Source organism: Paenochrobactrum sp. BZR 201-1 (assembly GCF_044987585.2).
In the GTDB taxonomy this organism is placed as follows: Bacteria; Pseudomonadota; Alphaproteobacteria; order Rhizobiales; family Rhizobiaceae; genus Paenochrobactrum; species Paenochrobactrum pullorum.
The window spans coordinates 1-19,183 of record NZ_JBJDRZ020000021.1; the positions used below are offsets into that span (position 1 = coordinate 1).

21 protein-coding genes and 1 riboswitch are annotated in these 19,183 nt (G+C 47.4%); of the genes, 14 read left to right on the forward strand and 7 right to left on the reverse strand.

What is annotated here, in order from left to right; translation table 11 throughout:
- Positions 1 to 292 (reverse strand): transposase (locus ACI0FR_RS12415; protein WP_404908095.1); only part of this gene is annotated, 292 nt, incomplete at its 3' end.
- Between the two features lie 99 nt (positions 293 to 391).
- Here ACI0FR_RS12415 and ACI0FR_RS12420 point away from each other — a divergent pair.
- The gene (locus tag ACI0FR_RS12420; RefSeq protein WP_404909783.1) at positions 392 to 526 is read left to right on the forward strand and encodes a hypothetical protein; all 135 of its coding nucleotides are present in this window, start codon (positions 392 to 394) and stop codon (positions 524 to 526) included.
- 60 nt (positions 527 to 586) lie between these two features.
- On the opposite strand, the gene otsA is transcribed toward ACI0FR_RS12420, so the two are convergent.
- The 4 genes from otsA to ACI0FR_RS12440 are packed head-to-tail and all read right to left on the reverse strand — an operon-like array spanning position 587 to position 3,374.
- The gene (otsA, locus tag ACI0FR_RS12425; RefSeq protein WP_374832999.1) at positions 587 to 1,966 is read right to left on the reverse strand and encodes an alpha,alpha-trehalose-phosphate synthase (UDP-forming); all 1,380 of its coding nucleotides are present in this window, start codon (positions 1,964 to 1,966) and stop codon (positions 587 to 589) included.
- 49 nt (positions 1,967 to 2,015) lie between these two features.
- Complete coding sequence (gene otsB, locus ACI0FR_RS12430; protein ID WP_404908090.1) at positions 2,016 to 2,792, reverse strand: trehalose-phosphatase; 777 nt, start codon at positions 2,790 to 2,792, stop codon at positions 2,016 to 2,018.
- Position 2,793: 1 nt separating this feature from the next.
- Positions 2,794 to 3,120: a hypothetical protein gene (locus ACI0FR_RS12435; RefSeq protein ID WP_404908088.1), complete on the reverse strand. Its 327-nt coding sequence runs from the start codon at positions 3,118 to 3,120 to the stop codon at positions 2,794 to 2,796.
- A 50-nt stretch (positions 3,121 to 3,170) separates the two neighbouring features.
- Positions 3,171 to 3,374, reverse strand: a complete 204-nt coding sequence (locus ACI0FR_RS12440) for a CsbD family protein (RefSeq protein ID WP_374833005.1) — start codon at positions 3,372 to 3,374, stop codon at positions 3,171 to 3,173.
- A gap of 209 nt (positions 3,375 to 3,583) precedes the next feature.
- On the opposite strand from ACI0FR_RS12440, the gene ACI0FR_RS12445 reads away from it, so the two are divergent.
- From ACI0FR_RS12445 to ACI0FR_RS12460, 4 genes are all read left to right on the forward strand, one after another.
- Entirely contained in the window at positions 3,584 to 3,892 is a 309-nt protein-coding gene (locus ACI0FR_RS12445) for a PepSY domain-containing protein (protein ID WP_404908085.1), read from the forward strand.
- Between the two features lie 18 nt (positions 3,893 to 3,910).
- Positions 3,911 to 4,498 (forward strand): hypothetical protein, encoded by a 588-nt coding sequence (locus tag ACI0FR_RS12450; RefSeq protein WP_374833009.1) that lies wholly within the window; start codon positions 3,911 to 3,913, stop codon positions 4,496 to 4,498.
- Positions 4,499 to 4,621: 123 nt separating this feature from the next.
- Entirely contained in the window at positions 4,622 to 4,834 is a 213-nt protein-coding gene (locus ACI0FR_RS12455) for a hypothetical protein (protein ID WP_374833011.1), read from the forward strand.
- A gap of 51 nt (positions 4,835 to 4,885) precedes the next feature.
- A riboswitch (TPP riboswitch) is annotated at positions 4,886 to 5,003 on the forward strand.
- A gap of 80 nt (positions 5,004 to 5,083) precedes the next feature.
- Complete coding sequence (locus tag ACI0FR_RS12460) at positions 5,084 to 5,731, forward strand: TenA family protein (protein WP_374833013.1); 648 nt, start codon at positions 5,084 to 5,086, stop codon at positions 5,729 to 5,731.
- A 42-nt stretch (positions 5,732 to 5,773) separates the two neighbouring features.
- On the opposite strand, the gene ACI0FR_RS12465 is transcribed toward ACI0FR_RS12460, so the two are convergent.
- Positions 5,774 to 6,706, reverse strand: a complete 933-nt coding sequence (locus tag ACI0FR_RS12465; protein ID WP_404908082.1) for a LysR family transcriptional regulator — start codon at positions 6,704 to 6,706, stop codon at positions 5,774 to 5,776.
- Between the two features lie 486 nt (positions 6,707 to 7,192).
- On the opposite strand from ACI0FR_RS12465, the gene pip reads away from it, so the two are divergent.
- From pip to ACI0FR_RS12505, 8 genes are all read left to right on the forward strand, one after another.
- Entirely contained in the window at positions 7,193 to 8,149 is a 957-nt protein-coding gene (pip, locus tag ACI0FR_RS12470; RefSeq protein ID WP_404908080.1) for a prolyl aminopeptidase, read from the forward strand.
- A gap of 39 nt (positions 8,150 to 8,188) precedes the next feature.
- Positions 8,189 to 9,997: a S9 family peptidase gene (locus ACI0FR_RS12475; RefSeq protein WP_404908077.1), complete on the forward strand. Its 1,809-nt coding sequence runs from the start codon at positions 8,189 to 8,191 to the stop codon at positions 9,995 to 9,997.
- Between the two features lie 38 nt (positions 9,998 to 10,035).
- Positions 10,036 to 11,460, forward strand: a complete 1,425-nt coding sequence (locus ACI0FR_RS12480) for a M20 family metallopeptidase (protein WP_374833021.1) — start codon at positions 10,036 to 10,038, stop codon at positions 11,458 to 11,460.
- A 100-nt stretch (positions 11,461 to 11,560) separates the two neighbouring features.
- Positions 11,561 to 13,189: an ABC transporter substrate-binding protein gene (locus tag ACI0FR_RS12485; protein ID WP_374833023.1), complete on the forward strand. Its 1,629-nt coding sequence runs from the start codon at positions 11,561 to 11,563 to the stop codon at positions 13,187 to 13,189.
- Between the two features lie 125 nt (positions 13,190 to 13,314).
- Positions 13,315 to 14,382: an ABC transporter permease gene (locus ACI0FR_RS12490; protein WP_374833025.1), complete on the forward strand. Its 1,068-nt coding sequence runs from the start codon at positions 13,315 to 13,317 to the stop codon at positions 14,380 to 14,382.
- A 6-nt stretch (positions 14,383 to 14,388) separates the two neighbouring features.
- A complete protein-coding gene (nikC, locus tag ACI0FR_RS12495) occupies positions 14,389 to 15,327 on the forward strand; it encodes a nickel transporter permease (protein ID WP_404908073.1) in 939 nt (312 codons plus the stop codon).
- Positions 15,328 to 15,331: 4 nt separating this feature from the next.
- The gene (locus tag ACI0FR_RS12500; protein WP_404908070.1) at positions 15,332 to 16,195 is read left to right on the forward strand and encodes an ABC transporter ATP-binding protein; all 864 of its coding nucleotides are present in this window, start codon (positions 15,332 to 15,334) and stop codon (positions 16,193 to 16,195) included.
- Positions 16,196 to 16,200: 5 nt separating this feature from the next.
- Complete coding sequence (locus ACI0FR_RS12505; protein ID WP_374833174.1) at positions 16,201 to 16,971, forward strand: ABC transporter ATP-binding protein; 771 nt, start codon at positions 16,201 to 16,203, stop codon at positions 16,969 to 16,971.
- Between the two features lie 83 nt (positions 16,972 to 17,054).
- Here the strand turns inward: ACI0FR_RS12505 and nagB are convergent, their stop codons facing one another.
- On the reverse strand, positions 17,055 to 17,822 hold the full coding sequence (gene nagB / locus ACI0FR_RS12510; protein WP_404908068.1) for a glucosamine-6-phosphate deaminase: 768 nt from the start codon (positions 17,820 to 17,822) through the stop codon (positions 17,055 to 17,057).
- Positions 17,823 to 18,182: 360 nt separating this feature from the next.
- Here nagB and ACI0FR_RS12515 point away from each other — a divergent pair, with 360 nt between their 5' ends.
- A complete protein-coding gene (locus ACI0FR_RS12515) occupies positions 18,183 to 19,001 on the forward strand; it encodes a YggS family pyridoxal phosphate-dependent enzyme (RefSeq protein WP_404908097.1) in 819 nt (272 codons plus the stop codon).
- The last annotated feature ends 182 nt before the right edge of the window (positions 19,002 to 19,183 follow it).

Consider the following 19,183-nt stretch of genomic DNA (forward strand, 5'->3'; position numbering starts at 1 on the left):
CGTGTGTGCTATCTATGGAAAGCTCTTGTGGAACCGGACCGCTGGCTGCCATCGTCTCAAATATACGATGCCAAATAGGCCGTTGTGCCCAGCGGTGATATCGGTTGCAGACGGTTTTTGCAGAACCATATTGGGCCGGAACATCACGCCAGCGACAACCGACCTTGAGAACATGCAAGATACCAGAAATTACACGCCGATCATCGACACGTCGAGCTCCGGGTTGGTTCTTGGGTAAATGTGGTTCGCTTGCATTCCATGCAGCATCTGAAAGCCAGAAAAGATCGCTCATAATAAGCCTCTCTACTGTCAAAACCTAAAAATCAATAAAAACACTCAATAAAGACAGTTGTTTGATCAGCTCCACATCCTATGTATTGGTGAGAAATATGTGATCGTCAGCCCGCAATCAGTTAATATTACTTATGTTGCTGACGATAAAAAATGGCAGGCAACGATGAGCGCTACCAAAGACGAAATCGAAAAAGCACCGGAATTTAAATATGAAGGTCGCTGGGAAAAATAATAATATAACAAATCTATAAAAATGCCGCCTGTTACAGGCGGCATTTTACTGTCGGTTGGGTTAATGGCGAAGTTTTAGTTCTTCAATATAGTCGCGGCACCAATGATGAATGTCATTATCCATTAAAAAATCCATCATGGTCTGAAAACGTTCTTTTCTCTCATCAAACGGCATTGATAAAGCTGTACGTAAAGCAATAGAGATGGATTGTTTGTCATAAGGGTTGACCAAAATGGCACCATCCAGCTCGCGTGCAGCACCTGCGAAGCGGGACAGAACCAAAACACCGGGATTGTCCGGATTTTGTGCCGCCACATATTCTTTGGCAACAAGATTCATCCCGTCACGTAATGGGGTAACCAATCCTACCTGCGCCTGACGATAAAGGCCTGCCAATGTGTTTCTGTTTAATGAGCGGGTAATATATCTGATCGGTGTCCAGTCAACGGCTGCGAGTGCGCCGTTAACACGGCCGGCAAGCTCGGCCACCATACTTTGCATTTCAATATATTCCGGCACTGCCGAGCGAGATTTTGGCGTTATTTGTAAGAAAGTAACTTTATTTTGTTGCTCCGGGTTTTGGACAATGAATTCTTCAAACGCTTCGATGCGGTTTGGGATACCTTTAGAATAATCAAGACGGTCAACGCCGATGATGAGTTTCCGCCCCAGCATGCTTTCGCTCATACGTTTGACAGTGACATTATTGGCCGACTTTGCTGCAATCTCGGCGAATTTTTTTGTTTCAATGCCGATACCGAATTTTTGAACTTTCAGTCTGTGTCCATCAATATCGAAGATTTGATTGCCGACAGGCTGACCGATTTTTTCACGTTTTAAACAACCGATAAAATTTTCCACATCATAATCTGTTTGGAAGCCCACCAAGTCATAAGACGAAAGCCCTCGTATTATGATTTCATGGACAGGAAGTGTAAAAAAAACATCTGCTGATGGCCAAGGAATATGCATGAAAAAACCGATACGGTTTTCTACGCCTAATTGTCTGAGTTCCGCGGCCAGAGGGATGAGATGATAATCATGAACCCAGATAATATCATCAGGTTGAAGCAGATTTTGTAATTGTTTGGCAAACAATCGATTGACCCGAAAATATCCGGCCATATCTTTGCGGGTATAATCAATCAGGTCCAAACGGTAATGGCATAGCGGCCAAAGCATTCTGTTGGCAAAACCGGCATAATATTCATCAATATCAGTACGGTTCAAATCAAGAACTGCATAGTTTATTTTGCCGTTCTCGATGATTTTTAACTCAGGATTCTGATGATTGGAAATTGTTTTGCCAGACCACCCCATCCAAATTCCGCCATAAGTTTCAAGCGCTGCGTGGAGTGCAACGGCCAAGCCGCCTGCTGGTATTTTACCGTCTTTCTCCGGTAAGGGTACACGGTTTGATACGACAATTAATCTGCTCACAATTTTTCCCTCTCTGTTAATGTGAATTCAGTCGGGTTTTGTGCCTTTCTCAAAAAATATTACTGAAGATGTTTTCGTTGGATGATTTTTGAGTGGTTTCAAGCAGCCATTGCCGTAGTATTGCAGGCGAAGATATGGACAAAGCCGCAGCTGAATTCTCAGTATTTTCAGCAATACGGATCCCCGCGCCGCCCGATTGAACAGCAGCATAAAACATTTGTTCATCGGTAAGATCGTCACCAAAGGCGTAAGGTTTGCGCTCTATAAAAGCGGGGAGTTGCATGATCTGCAATAGGGCAGTGCCTTTGTCACAATCGGCAGGACGTAGTTCGGCAACCATTTTGCCATGCTGTACAGCCCAACCCGTGCCTGCAATTTGTGCAGCCTTTTCCAGCTGTTCTTTAACAATGGCCTGCATGGAAAGGGCATTTCGATAATGCAAGGCAGCAGCCATGTTTTTATCTTCAAAGGCGACCCCCATCAGATCATCGGCCGCTTGTTTTAAATAGGCTTTGGCTTTGAGAAAGTTTTCACTTAATTGCTGGCGTCGGATTTTATTCTTTTCAAGACGAAGTTCCGCACCATGAAGTCCCGCAACTGGTAGGTTCAAATTGGGAAAAAGTGTATCTATAAATGCAATCTCACGACCGGTTATCAAAGCAATGGCCCCTTTGAAACATTCGGACAAGTGAGCTAAAGTTTGGGGTAAATTCGGCGGCACTTTCACCGCATCGGGCGTATTTGCTATGTCAAGAAGCGTGCCATCTACATCAAGAAAGAGTGCTGAATTCAGCACTGTTGCTTTTATCTTATTTTGTTCCATCATTTTATGATTGTTCTGGATATTCACCTTGATAAGTTTTTAGCAAAGCTCCTGTATAATTTATAATATGCTCACTGATTTCATGATGGTTTGCCCCATCATGAAGAAGCCGCTTCATGAGTAGTTTAATGGCGCGGGCATGTGTATTTTGATCATCAGTAAGATTGCAGGAAACGTTCTCATCTTTCATCCGGCAAAATTTTGCTGCTTCAAGAAAATCCGAAAGAATTTTAAAGCCATCAGAGCCTGTTTTTGTCTGATCCTGGAGATGAGACAAAATTACACTTTTTATGAGTAGTTCATGGCGCTCTCTATCGACGGTCATAATCATCTGCTTCGCCTTTAAAAGATGATGTGCGCCATCAGGCGCACATCATCTGATCACCATTTCTGGTTGTTATACCAGCTGTCTACTTCATGCTTAACACGGTCTTTTTCAACACCGTAACGTTCTTGAATTTTGCCTTCCAACTGTTCACGCTGACCTTGAATCTGGTCAAGATCATCATCGGTGAGTTTGCCCCACTGCTCTTTTACCTTGCCCTTAACCTGCTTCCAATTACCCTCAATACGGTTCCAATCCATTAATCTTCTCCTTTGTTTTATAAAGATACTAAAACAACGTAAGAACTTGAAAATGGTTCATATTATTTTGATAAAAATTGTAACTCTATATAAAATAAAGATATTTTTGTTTATGTAACGAGTTGTGAATAAAAAGAACGGAACGTTTTCACTCTCTCATGTGTTTATTCAATATCACTGAAATACAGTGACAAACACAGGAGCTGATCATGAATATCAAAACGATGACGCTTGTAGCTGCTTGTATATGCGTGCCTACGATTTCACAGGCGCAAACAACGCCGACTACAGATAAACCTGCGGTTGTCATGCCGGATCAAGCCAACCCGTCCGCTCCGGTAAAAGGCGAAAACAGTTTCACCCAAGAACAGGCAAAAAGCCGGATGGAAGAAGCCGGTTTCACCAATGTTATGGGGTTGACCCTTGACGATGATGGTGTCTGGCACGCTGCCGGCGAAAAGGACGGAACACCCGTGATGATCAAGATGGATTATCAAGGTAATGTCACTTCAGGATAATGAAAAAGGGCGAATATTATGAAAACACTTAATCAGTTATTCGATAATTACACCACCGCAAAAAGTGTGGTTATTCAACTTGAAGCAGCGGGTATCCCTTATAAAGATATTAGCATTGTTTCACATCATGCAGAAAACAAAACGGAAGCCGGTGAAGGTGCGGGCGTCGGTGCAGGTGTTGGCGCGGCAATTGGAGCAGGTGGCGGATTGCTGGCCGGTTTGGGCATGATTGCCATTCCGGGAATTGGCCCTGTTGTTGCTGCCGGTTGGTTGTCTGCAACACTTGCCGGTGCACTTGGCGGTGCAGTGGCGGGCGGAGCTGCCGGCGGGTTGATTGGCGCCTTGATTGATAGTGGTGTGCCGGATGAGGAGGCACATGTTTATGCGGAAGGCGTGCGGCGCGGCGGCGCACTGGTTTCGGTTAAGGTCGATGATGAAAAGGTGCCTGTCGCGCAACGCATTTTGGCCGATTCAGGTGGTGTCGATATTAATGCCCGTCGCCAATATTATCGCGAGCAGGGTTGGGAGCACTTTGATCACACATCGGCGCCTTATACGCCGGAAGACGTAGAGTTAGAGCGTCAAAAACTTCTCACCATGCGATAACTGCATATTGAGATCGATGGCTTGAGCCAGCATAATAATTAAAATGGCCTGGGAAGAGAGCGCGTTAAATATGCACTTTTCCCGGCCATTTTTAAAATTGAGGGGTAAAAACAGGAGATGGTGATGAAAAAAGTACCGGCACAAGATGCACGACAAGGACGCAAAGGTGTTCCTGTGCTTGTCGTTTTACTATGCAGTCTTTTATTGACAGTGCTTGTGTGGGTCGGCGTCGAGATTTATGGGCGTAATGCTTCGGAAAATGATAATTCATTCGCCAATGATAATCAGGTGCCTGATGTCAGCGCACCGTTGCAAACCCCGCCATCGGCCCAGTAAGGCGAAATCTTATCTTGCTAGTTGACTGACCGTCATAGTGCCTCTACTCATGGATAGACCAAGGGGTGTCCCGTCAAGGGGCTGAGATATTGCTGTTTTTTTAAAGGCGCAATGACCCTTCGAACCTGATCCGGATCATGCCGGCGAAGGGATGGGAAGACAAACCTGCCTTTTGCCGGCCTCTTTGCGAGGCCGTTTTATGAATAAGAAATTTACCGGTCTTGCAGCCAACCATGAAAAGGCAAAGCAATGACTGATCGTTTTACCGATATTTTGAAAAATAACAGCCAGCCGGTCTGGGACAATGCGGTTGAGCATCGCTTTGTACATGAACTATGCGCCGGAACTATTTCAGACGATGTTATGGCATCTTATCTGATACAAGATCATCGCTTTCTGGACAGTTTTTTGGTGCTTCTTGGCGCCGCCCTTGCCACGGCTGATAGGTTTGAAGCGCGTTTACGCTTCGGACAATTTGCAGGTATGGTTTCTAGTGACGAGAATACTTATTTTTTACGCTCTTTTGAAGCGCTGGGCGTGAGCGATCAAGCCAGAGAGGCAATTGCTGATAGTGAGCCGACAAAAGGTTTTAAAGCGATCATGCGTGAAGCCGCGGAAACGCGTTCCTATCCGGTGATTTTATCGGTGTTGAATGTGGCTGAATGGCTTTATCTGGAATGGGCATCAACGACCACGAAAATATTGCCGGAAAATTTTGTGCATGCTGAATGGATCACATTGCATGACAACGGTTTTTTTCGAGATTTTGTTGATTTTTTGCGTGCTGAACTTGATCGTGTCGGCGAACAGGATGCAATGCGTTGCACAGATTTTTTCCAGCGCGCTGTTAAACTTGAACTTGCATTCTTTGATGCAGCCTATGAAAATATGGCTTAATTAATGAAATCGGGTCGGATTATTAATGATCCGCCCCGATTTTTACTTACTGGTTTGCGATTTTGCGGCTTTCAAAGCGGTCAAATATGATGCGCGGCGCCAGAATTTCTCTGCTTGTTGGTTGCGGAAACTGAGCGTGCGGTAAATACGGATTTCCACCAGCAAGTCATCTTCAGCTGTGCCAGCCCGTACCAGCAATTTGCGGCTGAGTTCATCACTGACCAGACTTTGCGGTACCCATGTCACGCCGTGGCCGGAAATAGCCATTGCTTTGAGCGCACTCGACATACCGTTTTCATAAACGGAATGAAGATTATATTGCCGTTTTTCGATTAAATGCTGCAAAGCTAGTGAGAAAAAGGCGTTGCTGCGATAGCTTAAAAAATGGGTTGGCTGATAATTATTGACGAGGCTATGCATAGGCGTGCCATCGCGGTTGGGCGCGCTGACGGCAATAACGCGTTCCAGACCGACAGACAAATAAGGAAACTTTTTCAAGTCTTCCATTTGTTTAACATTATCAAGTGCATAGGTTAGAAAAAAATCGCATTGACCATGTACAAGCGTTGAAACATTGCCCAGAAATGAAGCATGCGGATCGGTAAAACGCACACGAAATTCGTCGCCTGATGCTTCCATATCCGCCATCCATAGCGGAAAAAAACTTAAAGACAGGCTGTTGAGCGTGGCAAAGGAAAGCACTTCCCACACCGGATTATACTGCTCATAAAGCCATTTGCGGGCATTGGTCAGAAGGTCGATGGCATCATGGGCTGATGGCAAAAAGCTTGCACCTGCTGCGGTTAGTTTGACCGGATTGCTGCTGCGGTCAATCAACGGCATGCCCACCCAGCTTTCCAGTTGGCGGATACGACGGCTCAGAGCCGATTGGGTTATATTACGATCCTGAGCAGCGCGGGAAAAACTGGAATGTTGTGCAAGCGAAACAAAATCTTTCAGCCACTTTAGTTCCATTCTTTCTCACTTCAATTTGGGCACTGTTGCTATTTTCAGTTTAATTCTTTGTGGATGGGTGAACAATTGCAATTCGTTTCGATCTTAGCGAAAGAACGGATGGACTCATGCAAAATTAGAATATGTAAACGGGCTATATTGGTGTTTGAATGAATTATCTAAAACACAAAAAACTGTAACTCAATGATATCTGCTGATTAAATTATAAGATACTTAAATTCCACCTGTTACATGCACGAGTATTGAATGCAGATTTTTCAATTTTGTCATGATTGTTTCATTTAGCTCGCTTTGGATGACTATTGTCGGATTAAAATCCTCACTATTCCGAATTGGAATAACTAGTCTGATTTTGCATTGGTATTCTCAAAATTTTATTGGCACTAAACAAGGCACTCTTTGTTTCAGGTGGAGGCCTGAGCTTTGAAGCTCAAGAGTGATTTATGCGGCAGATCTGGTTGTTACAGATCGGTTTTGGGGGACAAAATGACATTACCAAATGCAGAATTTCGTCTTGCCGTCAGTGATGGGCATGAGCTGGCTGTTTACGCATATGGTAATCCGCAAGGGATTCCGGCGGTATTTCTGCATGGCGGCCCGGGTGCAGGTGCATCTACGCGTTCGGTCGAAAGTTTTGATCTAGAAACCTATTATGTCGTGACCTTCGATCAGCGCGGTTGTGGTCAGTCCACACCTTTTGCCGAACTTGAAAATAACAACACCCAAAAACTGATTGCCGATATTGAAGCTATTCGTGAGCATTTAAACATTGATCGCTGGGTTGTCGCCGGTGGCTCATGGGGCTCATGTCTTTCATTGGCCTACGGAATTACACATCCGGAAAGATGTTTGGGCTTTCGCATTCATGGTGTTTTTCTGGCCGGTGATGAAGATGTGGCATGGTGGTTTCATGGCTCCCGTGCGATTTTCCCAGACTTTTGGCAGGAATTTGCGGAATTTGTACCAGAAGAAGAACGTGGCGATCTGCTCACCGCTTATTACAAGCGCCTGACCTCTGGTGATGCGGAGTTGGAAATGGCGGCGGCGCAAGCTTTGCGCGGATTTTCTGCCCGCACCCAGACTTTGGAGCCAAGTTCCGATCATGTGGCAAAATTGCTTGATCCGAAGGCTGCTTTGGCTGTCTCGCGCATTTTCACGCATTACTCCATCAATCGTGCCTTTCTGTCAGCTAATTATCTGACCGATAATATCGACAAGATTTGTCACATTCCGGCAGAAATTGTACAAGCGCGTTATGACACTGTGACGCCGATGATGACCGCATGGAAGCTGAAACAAGCGTGGCCGGAGGCAAATTTCACCATTGTGACATTGGCTAATCATCAAGCCACTGTCGGGCCGATGCTGGAGGCTTTGACGCAAGCAACAGCACGTCTGGCTGTCAATATCATACAAACCACGAATGCAGATGCAGCGGTTTAAGCCGCAAAACAGAATTTTATAAAAACGGGTAGGGTAGTTATGGCTAGCGGCGACAAATCGATTTCGATGACCGATTACATGGATATTTGTAAGGCGGTTAAACCGGCATTTTCAACCGATGGTGCGTGGCTGGTTTATTTGAGTGATCAAAGCGGAATGATGCAGGTGTGGATGCAGCCGGCGACAGGTGGGGAGCCACGCCAGTTGACCAATATGCCTGAACCTGTCGGTGCAATGGCTTTTAACCCGAAAAACAATGATCTGCTCATTACCACTGACTGCGGTGGTGATGAGCGTCATCAGCTGTGGCTGATTAAGGATTTGCAGGGCGAGCCGCACCCGCTCACCACCGATACAACGGTTGTGCATGCATGGGGTTGCTGGTCGCCGGAAGGCACGCATATCGCTTATGCTGCCAATTATCGCAACAAATCCGACATGGATTTATATGTAATGGAAGTGGCTTCTGCAGAAGCTGTTTGTGTCTACGAAGGCATTGGCTGGCGCACCCCTGCTGCATTTACCGGTGATGGCAAGGCGCTGATGGTCAATGATTGTACCCGCGCTATGACCGATCAGGATTTCTGCCTGCTTGATATTGTAACCAAGACATATACAAAGATTTTGCCGCATCAGGGACGTGCACGTTATCAGGCTATCCGCTCATTGAAAGATGACAGCGGGCTGTTGATGATCAGCGATCAGGAACGTGAATATCTTTCTGTCATGTTCAAACCTGCCAATGAAGATGTTCTGAAGGAAGTTGCAGCTTTTGAGGACCAGGATGTGGAAGCATTGGTGCTCTCGCCTGAACAGGACAAGTTCGCACTCGTCCTCAACCGCCAGGGCTGGAATGATATCGTATTAGTCAGCCGTCAAGGTGAGGTGCTGAAGCGCTATGAGATGCCGGTTGCCGGTGTTGTCGGTTCACTCATTTGGTCAAAAGACGGCCAATCTTTGGTGATGCCGATTGAAGGTGCGGCACATTCATCAGACATCTGGAGCTGCGATGTCGAGACCGGTGTTTTCACACGAGTGAGCGATGCGCCAAAGGCTAAAAAAGCTTTGCCTGCATTTTTGGAGCCGACAGTCACGAGTGTTGCAAGTTTTGATGGTCTGGATATTCCTTATTTTGTCTATCAGCCACAGGTACCAGCTGATGAGAACGGTTATCCGGTGATGATCATCATTCACGGTGGACCTGAAGCACAATGGAAACCGGATTTCCGCGCTGACATTCAATATATGCTGGCGCAGGGCATCATGGTGATTGCGCCCAATATTCGTGGCAGTACCGGTTATGGCCGTGCCTATCAGCATCTGGATGACCGCGAACTGCGCCTTGATAGTGTGGCGGATTTGAAAGCTGTGCGTATGGCTGTAGGGGCACGCGCAGATGTGGATGAAAGCCGCATTGGCGTCTTTGGCCGCTCTTATGGCGGCTATATGGTGCTGGCAGCGCTGACCGAATATCCGGATTTGTGGAAGCTTGGCGTTGAATTTTACGGTATTGCCAATTTCCTCACATTGCTGACCACCACTGGCCCTTGGCGCAAACAACTGCGTGCCATCGAATATGGGGACGTGGAAACCATGCGCGATGATTTAGAGCGTTTTTCTCCGATCAATAAAATGGATCAGGTGCAGGCACCTTTGATGATTGTGCACGGGCTGGAAGATCCGCGCGTGACACCATGTGAGGGTGAGCAGGTTTATTCATGTCTGCGTGGTCTTGGCAAGCCGGTTGAAATCTTGCGCATTCCGCATGAAGGCCATGGTTTTGCCCGTGTTGAAAACCGTCGTCTGGTTTTTAGCGAGCTGGCACGTTTCATGAGTGAAAATCTTTAAAATCTTAATATCTGGAATTATGACTGGGAGTGAGCACCGTGAAGAATGGTGAAGTAATCTGGGATCACGTGGACGCTAAAAAGGCTGAGTTTGAAGCTTTGAGCGACCGCGTCTGGGGGATGCCGGAAATCGCATATACGGAATATAAGTCCTGCGCTGAACATACCGCAATGCTGAAAGAGCAGGGCTTTCGCATTACCGAAAATGTTGGCGGTATTCCAACGGCTGTGATGGGTGAAGCCGGTGAAGGCGGCCCTGTTATTGCAATTTTGGGTGAATATGATGCACTGCCGGGCTTAAGCCAGGAAGCAGGCATTGCCGAACCACGTCCGATGGCAGGTAGCACCAATGGACATGGCTGCGGCCATAATCTGCTGGGTTCGGCTGCGATGCTGGCAGCAACTGCTGTTAAAGATTGGCTTGAAGCAACCGGCAAAAAAGGCCGTGTGCGTTACTATGGTTGCCCGGCTGAAGAAGGCGGAGCTGCCAAATCCTTTATGGGACGTGCCGGTGCATTTGATGATGTGGATATTGCCATTTGCTGGCATCCGGCATCGTTTACGCAAGTCGATGATGCACAATCTTTGGCTAATACCCGTATGGATTTCGAATTTACCGGCCGCGCATCCCATGCGGCGGCAGCACCGCACCTTGGCCGTTCGGCGCTTGATGCGGTTGAGTTGATGAGCGTTGGTTGCAATTATTTGCGCGAGCATGTGCCTGCCGATTGCCGTTTGCATTATGCCTATCTGGATGCCGGTGGCATTGCGCCAAACGTGGTGCAAGCCAAAGCAAAAGTACGTTATGCTATCCGTGCAACCGATCTGGCTGGCATGTTTGCATTGAATGAACGCGTTAAAAAAGTAGCACAAGGTGCTGCCATGATGACCGACACCACGGTTGATATTTCCATCATGAGTGCGGTTTCCAATCTGCTTGGCAACACACCTTTGGAAATCGCCATGCAGTCCAATATGGATCGTTTGGGCGGTGTGCCTTTTGATGATGCAGACCGTGCATTTGCACGTGAAATTCAGGCGACACTTTCGCAGGAAGATATCGAAACCGACTATTTGCGCGTTGGTCAGGACTATGATGCCAATTCGCCGCTTTGCGACTATGTGTTGCCGCGTGAACAAAAAGGCGTGCCGATGATTGGCTCGACTGATCTTGGCGATGTCAGCTGGATTGTTCCTACCGTACAGGCTCGTGTTGCAACGCACGCTATCGGCTCACCGGGGCATTCGTGGCAGATTACGGCGCAGGGCAAAATGCCTGCCGCGCATAAGGGTATGGTTTATGCCGCCAAGGTGATGGCCGGCACAGCGATTGATGTCATGGAAGATGAAAAAATCATGACGGAGGCAAAAGCAGACCATAAAGCGCGCACTGCGAAAATGCCTTACACCTGTCCGATTCCGCCAGAGGTTAATCCGCCTCTGCAGCCACGTCCTGCCGAGTAAAGGGCGGTATAAGCAAAGTACATGTCATATCCGGTTTCGTTCCACATGCGGCTTGGATGAAACCGTTAGTTTTAAATCAAAAAATAAAGTGGGAGACATCATGACCTTAACAATGAAATCAATTCTTGGTCGCAGCAGTGCAGTTGCCATTGCTGCCGGTTTGGCCGGCGCAGGCTTTGGCGCAGTCTTTGCAGCTGAAGCGGCCTCACCACCCAATACTTTAGTGATGGCGTGGAATATTGACGCGATCAGCACCTTTGATCCGGCGCAGATCGGGGAAGCCGCTACCAACGAAATTATTCAAAATATTTGCGATCCGTTGGTGGATGTCGATCCGGCTGATGAAAGCAAGGTTGTACCAAAGCTTGCTAAAAGCTGGGATGTTTCGGAAGACGGCAAACAGATCACCTTTCATATGCGCGACGATCTGAAATTTGAAAATGGTGACAAAGCAACCGCCAAAGATATGGCTTGGTCCTTACAGCGTGCGGTCAAACTTGGTTTCGGTAATGCCGCTACTTTGAACGAATATGGCTTTGTTAAAGAAACCATTGATGACACCATCTCGGCACCTGATGACAATACATTGGTGATGAAGCTTGATAAGGCTTATCCAATCAATTTGATTATGTCGGCGATTGCCGCTAATCGTGTCGCTTCGCTTCTCAACCAGAAACTGCTGATGGAACAGCAGGTTGATGGCGATATGGGCAATAAATATCTCACCACCCGTTCGGAATGTGTCGGCCCTTACAAGCTGGTGCGTTGGAACCCTGCCGAAGTTGTCATCATGCAGGCAACCAATAATTATTGGGGTGAAGCGCCAAAACTGCAGCAGGTACTGATCCGTCATGTGTCGGAAGCAAGTACCCAGCGTCTTCTGCTTGAAAAAGGCGATGTTGACGTTGCCCGCGATCTCACACCTGAAGATCTGGACGATCTGGAAAAGCAGGACAAGATTAATGTTTCGCGCATTCTCAATCCGTCGATCTTCTATTGGAACCTCAATAATGGCGATCCTGTCTTCGCCAATGAAAAAGTGCGTTTGGCAATGCGTTACCTGATTGATTATCAGGGATTTGCCGACACGATTATTAAAAACCGTGGTGTACCGCGCGCTTCGTTTGCCCAGCTTGGTGCCTTTGGTGCGCTTGATGCAGAAGAAGGTCAGCCGTTTAAACTGGATGTGGAAAAAGCCAAAGAATTGCTGGTTGAAGCCGGTTATCCTGATGGTTTCGAAACAACCATGTTGATTACCAATCAGCCTTATGCAGCGCCGATTGCACAGTCCATTCAGGATGCGGCAAGCAAAGTGGGTGTAAAAATCAAGATTGAGCGTATGGCATCATCGCAGCTTTTCAGTCGTGTTCGTGGTCGTGAATTCCAAACCACATTGCTGGGATGGAAAACCACAGTTCCGGACGCACATGGTAATGCGTCACGCCAGATTTACAATCCGGACAATCGCTTAGAAGCCAAGCAGTCGATGTATCCGAGCTGGCGCGCATCTTATTTTGATGCAGCAGTCAATGCCAAAGTGGATGAGGCATTGCTCGAACGTGATGAGGAAAAGCGTAAAGAGCTTTACCATGCGTTGCAGAAAGAAATGCTGGAAAAGGGCCCGCATGCCTATATTTTCCAGAGCCTGACCACTGCAAGCCTGAGCAAGGCGATGAAAAATTGGCAGTGGAATGGTTTTCGCGCCTATTACGACTTGGCTGAAAAATAAGTGTTCAAAAACTGTCCTGCCGGTCTTTTGCCGGCAGAACAGGATATTTTTTCAACCCTGTTTATGACAAGCACACGCCCTCACTTGTATAAAATCTTGCTCTTATTTTTTAGGAATAACTGCCGATGACGACGCATGAAATCATTGAAGATGGGGAGGTTGAACGAGAACTTAGCCCTGCGCTTCAGTTTCTCGCCGCCGCCGCGCGTCTGATCATTTCCATCGCGATTACGCTTCTGGGATTGGTTACGCTCACTTTCTTTATCAGCCGCCTTTTGCCGCTGGATCCGATCATTGCCATGCTGGGAGACAATATCTCGCAGGAAACCTATGATATGATGTATCGTAAACTTGGCCTCGATCAGCCGCTGATTGTGCAATATGGTATGTATGTCAAAAATGCGCTGATGTTTGATTTCGGGCAGGCGCTGACATCAGGTCGCCCTGTGCTGGAAGACATTGCCCGCGTGTTTCCGGCGACCATAGAATTGGCAACGGTCGCGATCATCATCGGAACGGCTTTTGGTATTCCGCTCGGCGTTTATTCTGCCATGTATCGTAATTCGCCGCTGGATCACAGCGTGCGTATTATCAGCCTGTTTGGTTATTCGACCCCGAATTTCTGGATGGGTCTGATGGCATTGATTATTTTTTATGCCAGGCTCGATTGGATCGGTGGGCCGGGACGCATTGATTTCATTTATGAATATGCGTTTGAAAACAAAACCGGTTTCATGCTGCTGGATACGGCGATGCAAGGCCAGTGGGAAGCGTTCCGCAATGCTTTCAGCCACATCATCATGCCGGCATTGATTTTGGCTTTTGGTTCGATGGCTTATATCAGCCGTATGACCCGCGGCTTTATGATTGAGCAGCTCAATCAGGAATATATCATTACCGCCCGCGTCAAAGGTCTCTCATGGTCGCGTACCGTATGGGGACATGCTTTCCGCAATGTTGCTGTGCAGGTGGTGACAATTGTTGCGCTTTCTTATGCTTTCTTGCTGGAAGGTGCGGTTCTGACCGAGACGATATTCGCATGGCCGGGCTTTGGCCGCTATCTCACCAATGCCTTGATGGCTGGTGATATGAATGCGGTTGTCGGCTGTACATTGCTGATCGGCATTCTCTTTGTTGCAATCAATCTGATCAGCGATCTCCTCTATCGCGTCTTCGATCCGCGCACCAGATAAGGAAATATGACAATGAGTAATCATTCCGCTTCTGAACCATTGCGCAAACAATCGGCATTTCGCGCATGGCTGAGCGCACCTGTTGCTGCTTCCGCTTTCCAGTCACGGGTGCAGCAATCCTATCGCTCATGGCTCAAATTTCGCATGAATACATCGGCGATGTTTGGTATGATTGTCGTCTTCGCTTTGGTGTTGATTGCAATTTTTGCGCCTTATATCGCGCCTTATGATATTTATAGCAGTGATCTGGCCAATCGTTTGCAGCCGCCTTCATGGCAGCATTATTTCGGTACTGATGAAATCGGCCGTGATATATATAGTCGTCTGATTTTCGGCTCGCGCATAACGCTTTATATTGTAACACTGACCGCCATTATTGCCGCGCCGATTGGTTTGATCGTCGGCACCACCGCTGGCTATATGGGTGGTTGGGTTGATACAGCTTTGATGCGTATCGTCGATATTTTTCTGGCCTTTCCAAGTTTGGTATTGGCGCTCGCCTTTGCCGCAGCCCTTGGACCCGGTCTTGAAAATGCTGTGATTGCCATTTCGCTGGCTTCCTGGCCGCCGATTGCGCGTCTGGCGCGAGCCGAAACCCTGACCATTCGCTCATCCGATTATGTCGCGGCGATCAAATTGCAGGGTGCATCCAGCATGCGTATTATTTTGCGCCATGTCGTGCCGATGTGCATTCCTTCTGTAGTGATCCGTATCACCTTGAATATGGCTTCCATTATTCTGACCGCTGCCGGTCTTGGCTTTCTCGGCCTTGGTGCACAACCGCCAAGCCCTGAATGGGGCGCGATGCTTTCAAGTGGCCGTGAATTCATGATGACATCATGGTGGCTGGCCGCTGTTCCAGGTTGCGCCATTTTGCTCTCAAGCCTTGCCTTCAACCTGTTTGGCGATGGTTTGCGTGATGTTCTTGACCCGCGGAATGGATAATAAAATGACCAAGCCTTTACTTGAAGTTGAAGATCTGTGGGTTTCTTTTCCAGGCGTTGATCGGGATTTTGATGTCGTGCGCGGTATCAGTTTTTCGATTGGCCGCGAAAAGGTCGGCATTGTTGGTGAATCCGGTTCGGGTAAATCAATGACTGGCCGCTCGGTGCTGAAACTGACCCCTAAAGCTGCAAAAATCCGCGCCAAAACCATGCGTTTTGGCGAAACGGATTTGCTCAATGCTTCCGAGAAAGACATGCGCAAAGTGCGCGGCAATAAGATTTCGATGATCCTGCAGGATCCCAAATATTCGCTCAATCCACTGATCCGCATCGGTGATCAGATCATGGAAGCTTATCGCCTGCATCACAAGGTCAACAAAGCAGAAGCGCGCCAGCGTACCTTGAATATGCTGGAAGCGGTGCATATTCGCGATGCTGAACGTGTCATGCAATTGTTCCCGCATGAAATTTCCGGCGGCATGGGGCAGCGCGTGATGATCGCGATGATGCTGATCCCTGAGCCGGATATGATTATTGCCGATGAGCCAACCTCGGCGCTGGATGTCACTGTACGCCGTCAGGTTTTGACAGTTCTGGATGAACTGGTCAGCCGTTCAGGCACAGGTTTGATGTTTATCAGCCATGATCTGAACTTGGTTGCGGATTTTTGTGATCGCGTGCTGGTGATGTATGCCGGACGTATCATGGAAGACTTGCCCGCTAAAGAACTGTACAAAGCGCAGCATCCCTATACGCAAGCGCTTCTTGCCAGTCTGCCGCGTCTTAACGAGCCGGTTGATATGCTGGAAGTGCCGCAGCGTGATCCAAGCTGGCTGACCGAACCAACTTTGGCTGGAGCAAATAAATGACAGATATGACACGAGCTCCTTTCGTTGATGTGCGTAATCTTTCCATCAGCTTTGGCAAGGGAAGCAAACGCGCCCGCGTTGTCAAACAGGTGAATTTCCACATTGAACGTGGTGAAGCCTATGGTTTGATTGGTGAATCCGGTTGCGGTAAATCGACAATCCTGCGTGCGCTTGCAGGGCTTATTCCACATTATCAGGGTGATGTTGTCTTTGATAAAGTGACATTGCCACAGACACGCGACAAGGCTTTTTTCCGCCGTGTACAGATGGTGTTTCAGGATCCTTACGCCTCGCTGCATCCACGCAAACAGGTGCATAAAGTGCTGGCGGAGAGCCTTGCCATTCACAAAATGGATCGCAAAGAAGAGCGTATTCTGGACGTGTTGAAAGCGGTTGGTTTAGGTCCAAGCTTTTTATACCGTTATCCGCATGAATTGTCTGGCGGGCAGCGTCAGCGCGTGGCCATTGCACGTGCCTTGATTATCGAGCCTGATGTGCTGTTGCTGGATGAACCGACATCAGCATTGGACGTTTCGGTACAGGCGGAAATTCTCAATCTTTTGAAAATGCTGCGCCGTGAAAGAAATCTCACTTATTTGATGGTGAGCCATGATCTGGCGGTGGTGGCGCATATTTGCGAGCGCGTCGGCGTGATGCACAAGGGCGTCATTCTGGAAGAACTGACGGATGATGACCTTCGTCATTCACGTGCGAGTGCCACTTATACGCAGGAATTCCTGCAAGCCAGTATCGAAGCGGTTGAACGCCGAGTATAAGGCATAGTATTAAGGACATATAAAAATGGCCTGCACGATCTCATCATGCAGGCCATTTTTATTATCGTTAATATAAATAAGGATTATTTCCCATCCGGATGCACATACTGATAATAATCAGTCAGGCGCAGTTTAGCGGCCGCTTCACGGTCGGTGATGATGGTTGCATGGCGGTGGAATTGTAGCGCCGATGCTGGGCAAACAGCAGAAACAGGGCCTTCAACCATATCAGCGACTGCTTGCGCTTTATCGGCACCGGTTGCAATCAGCAAGCACTTACGTGCATCCAAAATTGTACCGATACCCATGGTCAGTGCGAAACGAGGTGTTTCTTCGCCTTCGGGGAAATATTGGCGATTGGCAGCGCGTGTGTTCTCCGTCAGCGTTTTTACGCGTGTGCGAGAGGTAAGCGATGAGGATGGCTCGTTAAAACCGATATGGCCGTTTTTGCCGATTCCCAATAATTGCAGTGAAATGCCACCGGCAGCAGCGATTTCTGCTTCATAGCGATCGGCTTCCGCGTCAACATTATCGGGTAAACCATGTGGTAGATGCGTGCGGGATTGGTCGATATCAATGTGCCGGAAGAGAATGTCACGCATATAAGTGTGATATGAACATGGGTGTTCCGGCGGGATACCGATATATTCATCAAGATTGAAAGTTGTCACATCGGCAAAGGATATTTTGCCTGCATGATAAGCACTGACGAGCTGTTCATATAAAGGCACCATGGTGCCACCAGTGGCAAGGCCGAGAACGGCTTTTGGCTGCGCATGAACGTGATCAATAATAATACCTTTGGCGCGCTCGATCGCTGCATCGCGATCAGGACAAATGAGAACTTTCACGTCTAACTTCTTTCTGTATCTAAAGCACCAAGGCTTGCATTATCATGTGTAAAAAAAGCGATTAACCAGAAGGCTCATCGCTGTATCATTGGTAACAGAATTATTGCTGCCAGACAGTTTTTGCAAGCCGTTATATTGCATGTTGTTTTTAACACAACGTCTCTGTTCGCTGATAGGATATAGCAAGATCTTATGATTTTTAAACGATTTAATTTTCAACTTGCCGGCCTGTTAGTTTATTCTCAAGTGGCTGATTTGCTTGCGTCTGCTTTATGCTAGCTTTTGCTTATTTAAAGCTTTGATTGTTGCAGGAGAAATATCATGTTTGCGACTTCTGAACGTCCTGATCAATTGGCGGAGATGGCGAATGTGCATGATCAGAAGACATTGTCGCAAGCTGATATAGACCGTTTTGGTCATGATCCGAAATCATCCTTTGTCGCTAATTTGTTCAACGTCCAAGAACGGATGGCAGCTGCCTGCCTGCGTAGCGGGCGCAACATTGATGATGTGCGCCTTTTACCGGTGACGAAAACGGTTCCGGCGAATGTTCTGCGACTTGCTTATGCCGCCGGTATTCATGATTTTAGCGAGAATAAACTGCAGGAAGCGCGTGATAAACAGGCAGTTTTAAGTGATCTTGCAATCAATTGGAGCATTATTGGGCATTTACAGACCAATAAGGTGAAATATCTGGTGCGCTTGGCATCGGAATTTCATGCACTTGATAGTTTTCGCTTGGCTGAAGAACTCAATCGCCGGCTTGAAAATATGGGGCGGGATTTGGATGTTTTTGTTCAGGTCAATACGTCTGGAGAGCAAAGCAAATATGGCCTGCATCCTGATGATCTCACGGCTTTCGTAGAGCGTCTATCTGATTATCCTCGCCTTAAGCCGCAAGGACTGATGACTTTAGCAATTTTTAGTCAGGATCAGGAGCGTGTACGGCAATGTTTTCGTTTGCTGCGACGTTTGCGCGATGAAGCGATAAAGGTTCATTCCGGTCTCAGCCAGCTTTCGATGGGGATGTCGGGCGACTATGAAATCGCTATTGAAGAAGGTGCGACAGTTGTACGGGTAGGGCAGGCAATATTTGGTGCCAGACCCACAGCGGATGCTTTTTATTGGCCGGGATTTGCACCTTACAATGCGGAAGAGTCCAGCACGAATGAAAATTAAGTGACAAAGTTTCCGGATTAAAATTTTGTTGGTCATATAGGTGAAACTATTGCATTTATTTTATTATTTCATAATGATTTCATCAAATAAGATAAGATTGAAAAGCTGATATAATTGTGTAGTCCTGTTAAATGTAAAATATTTATAACGTGACAGGAGTCCCCGTTTCATCATGACGGGGT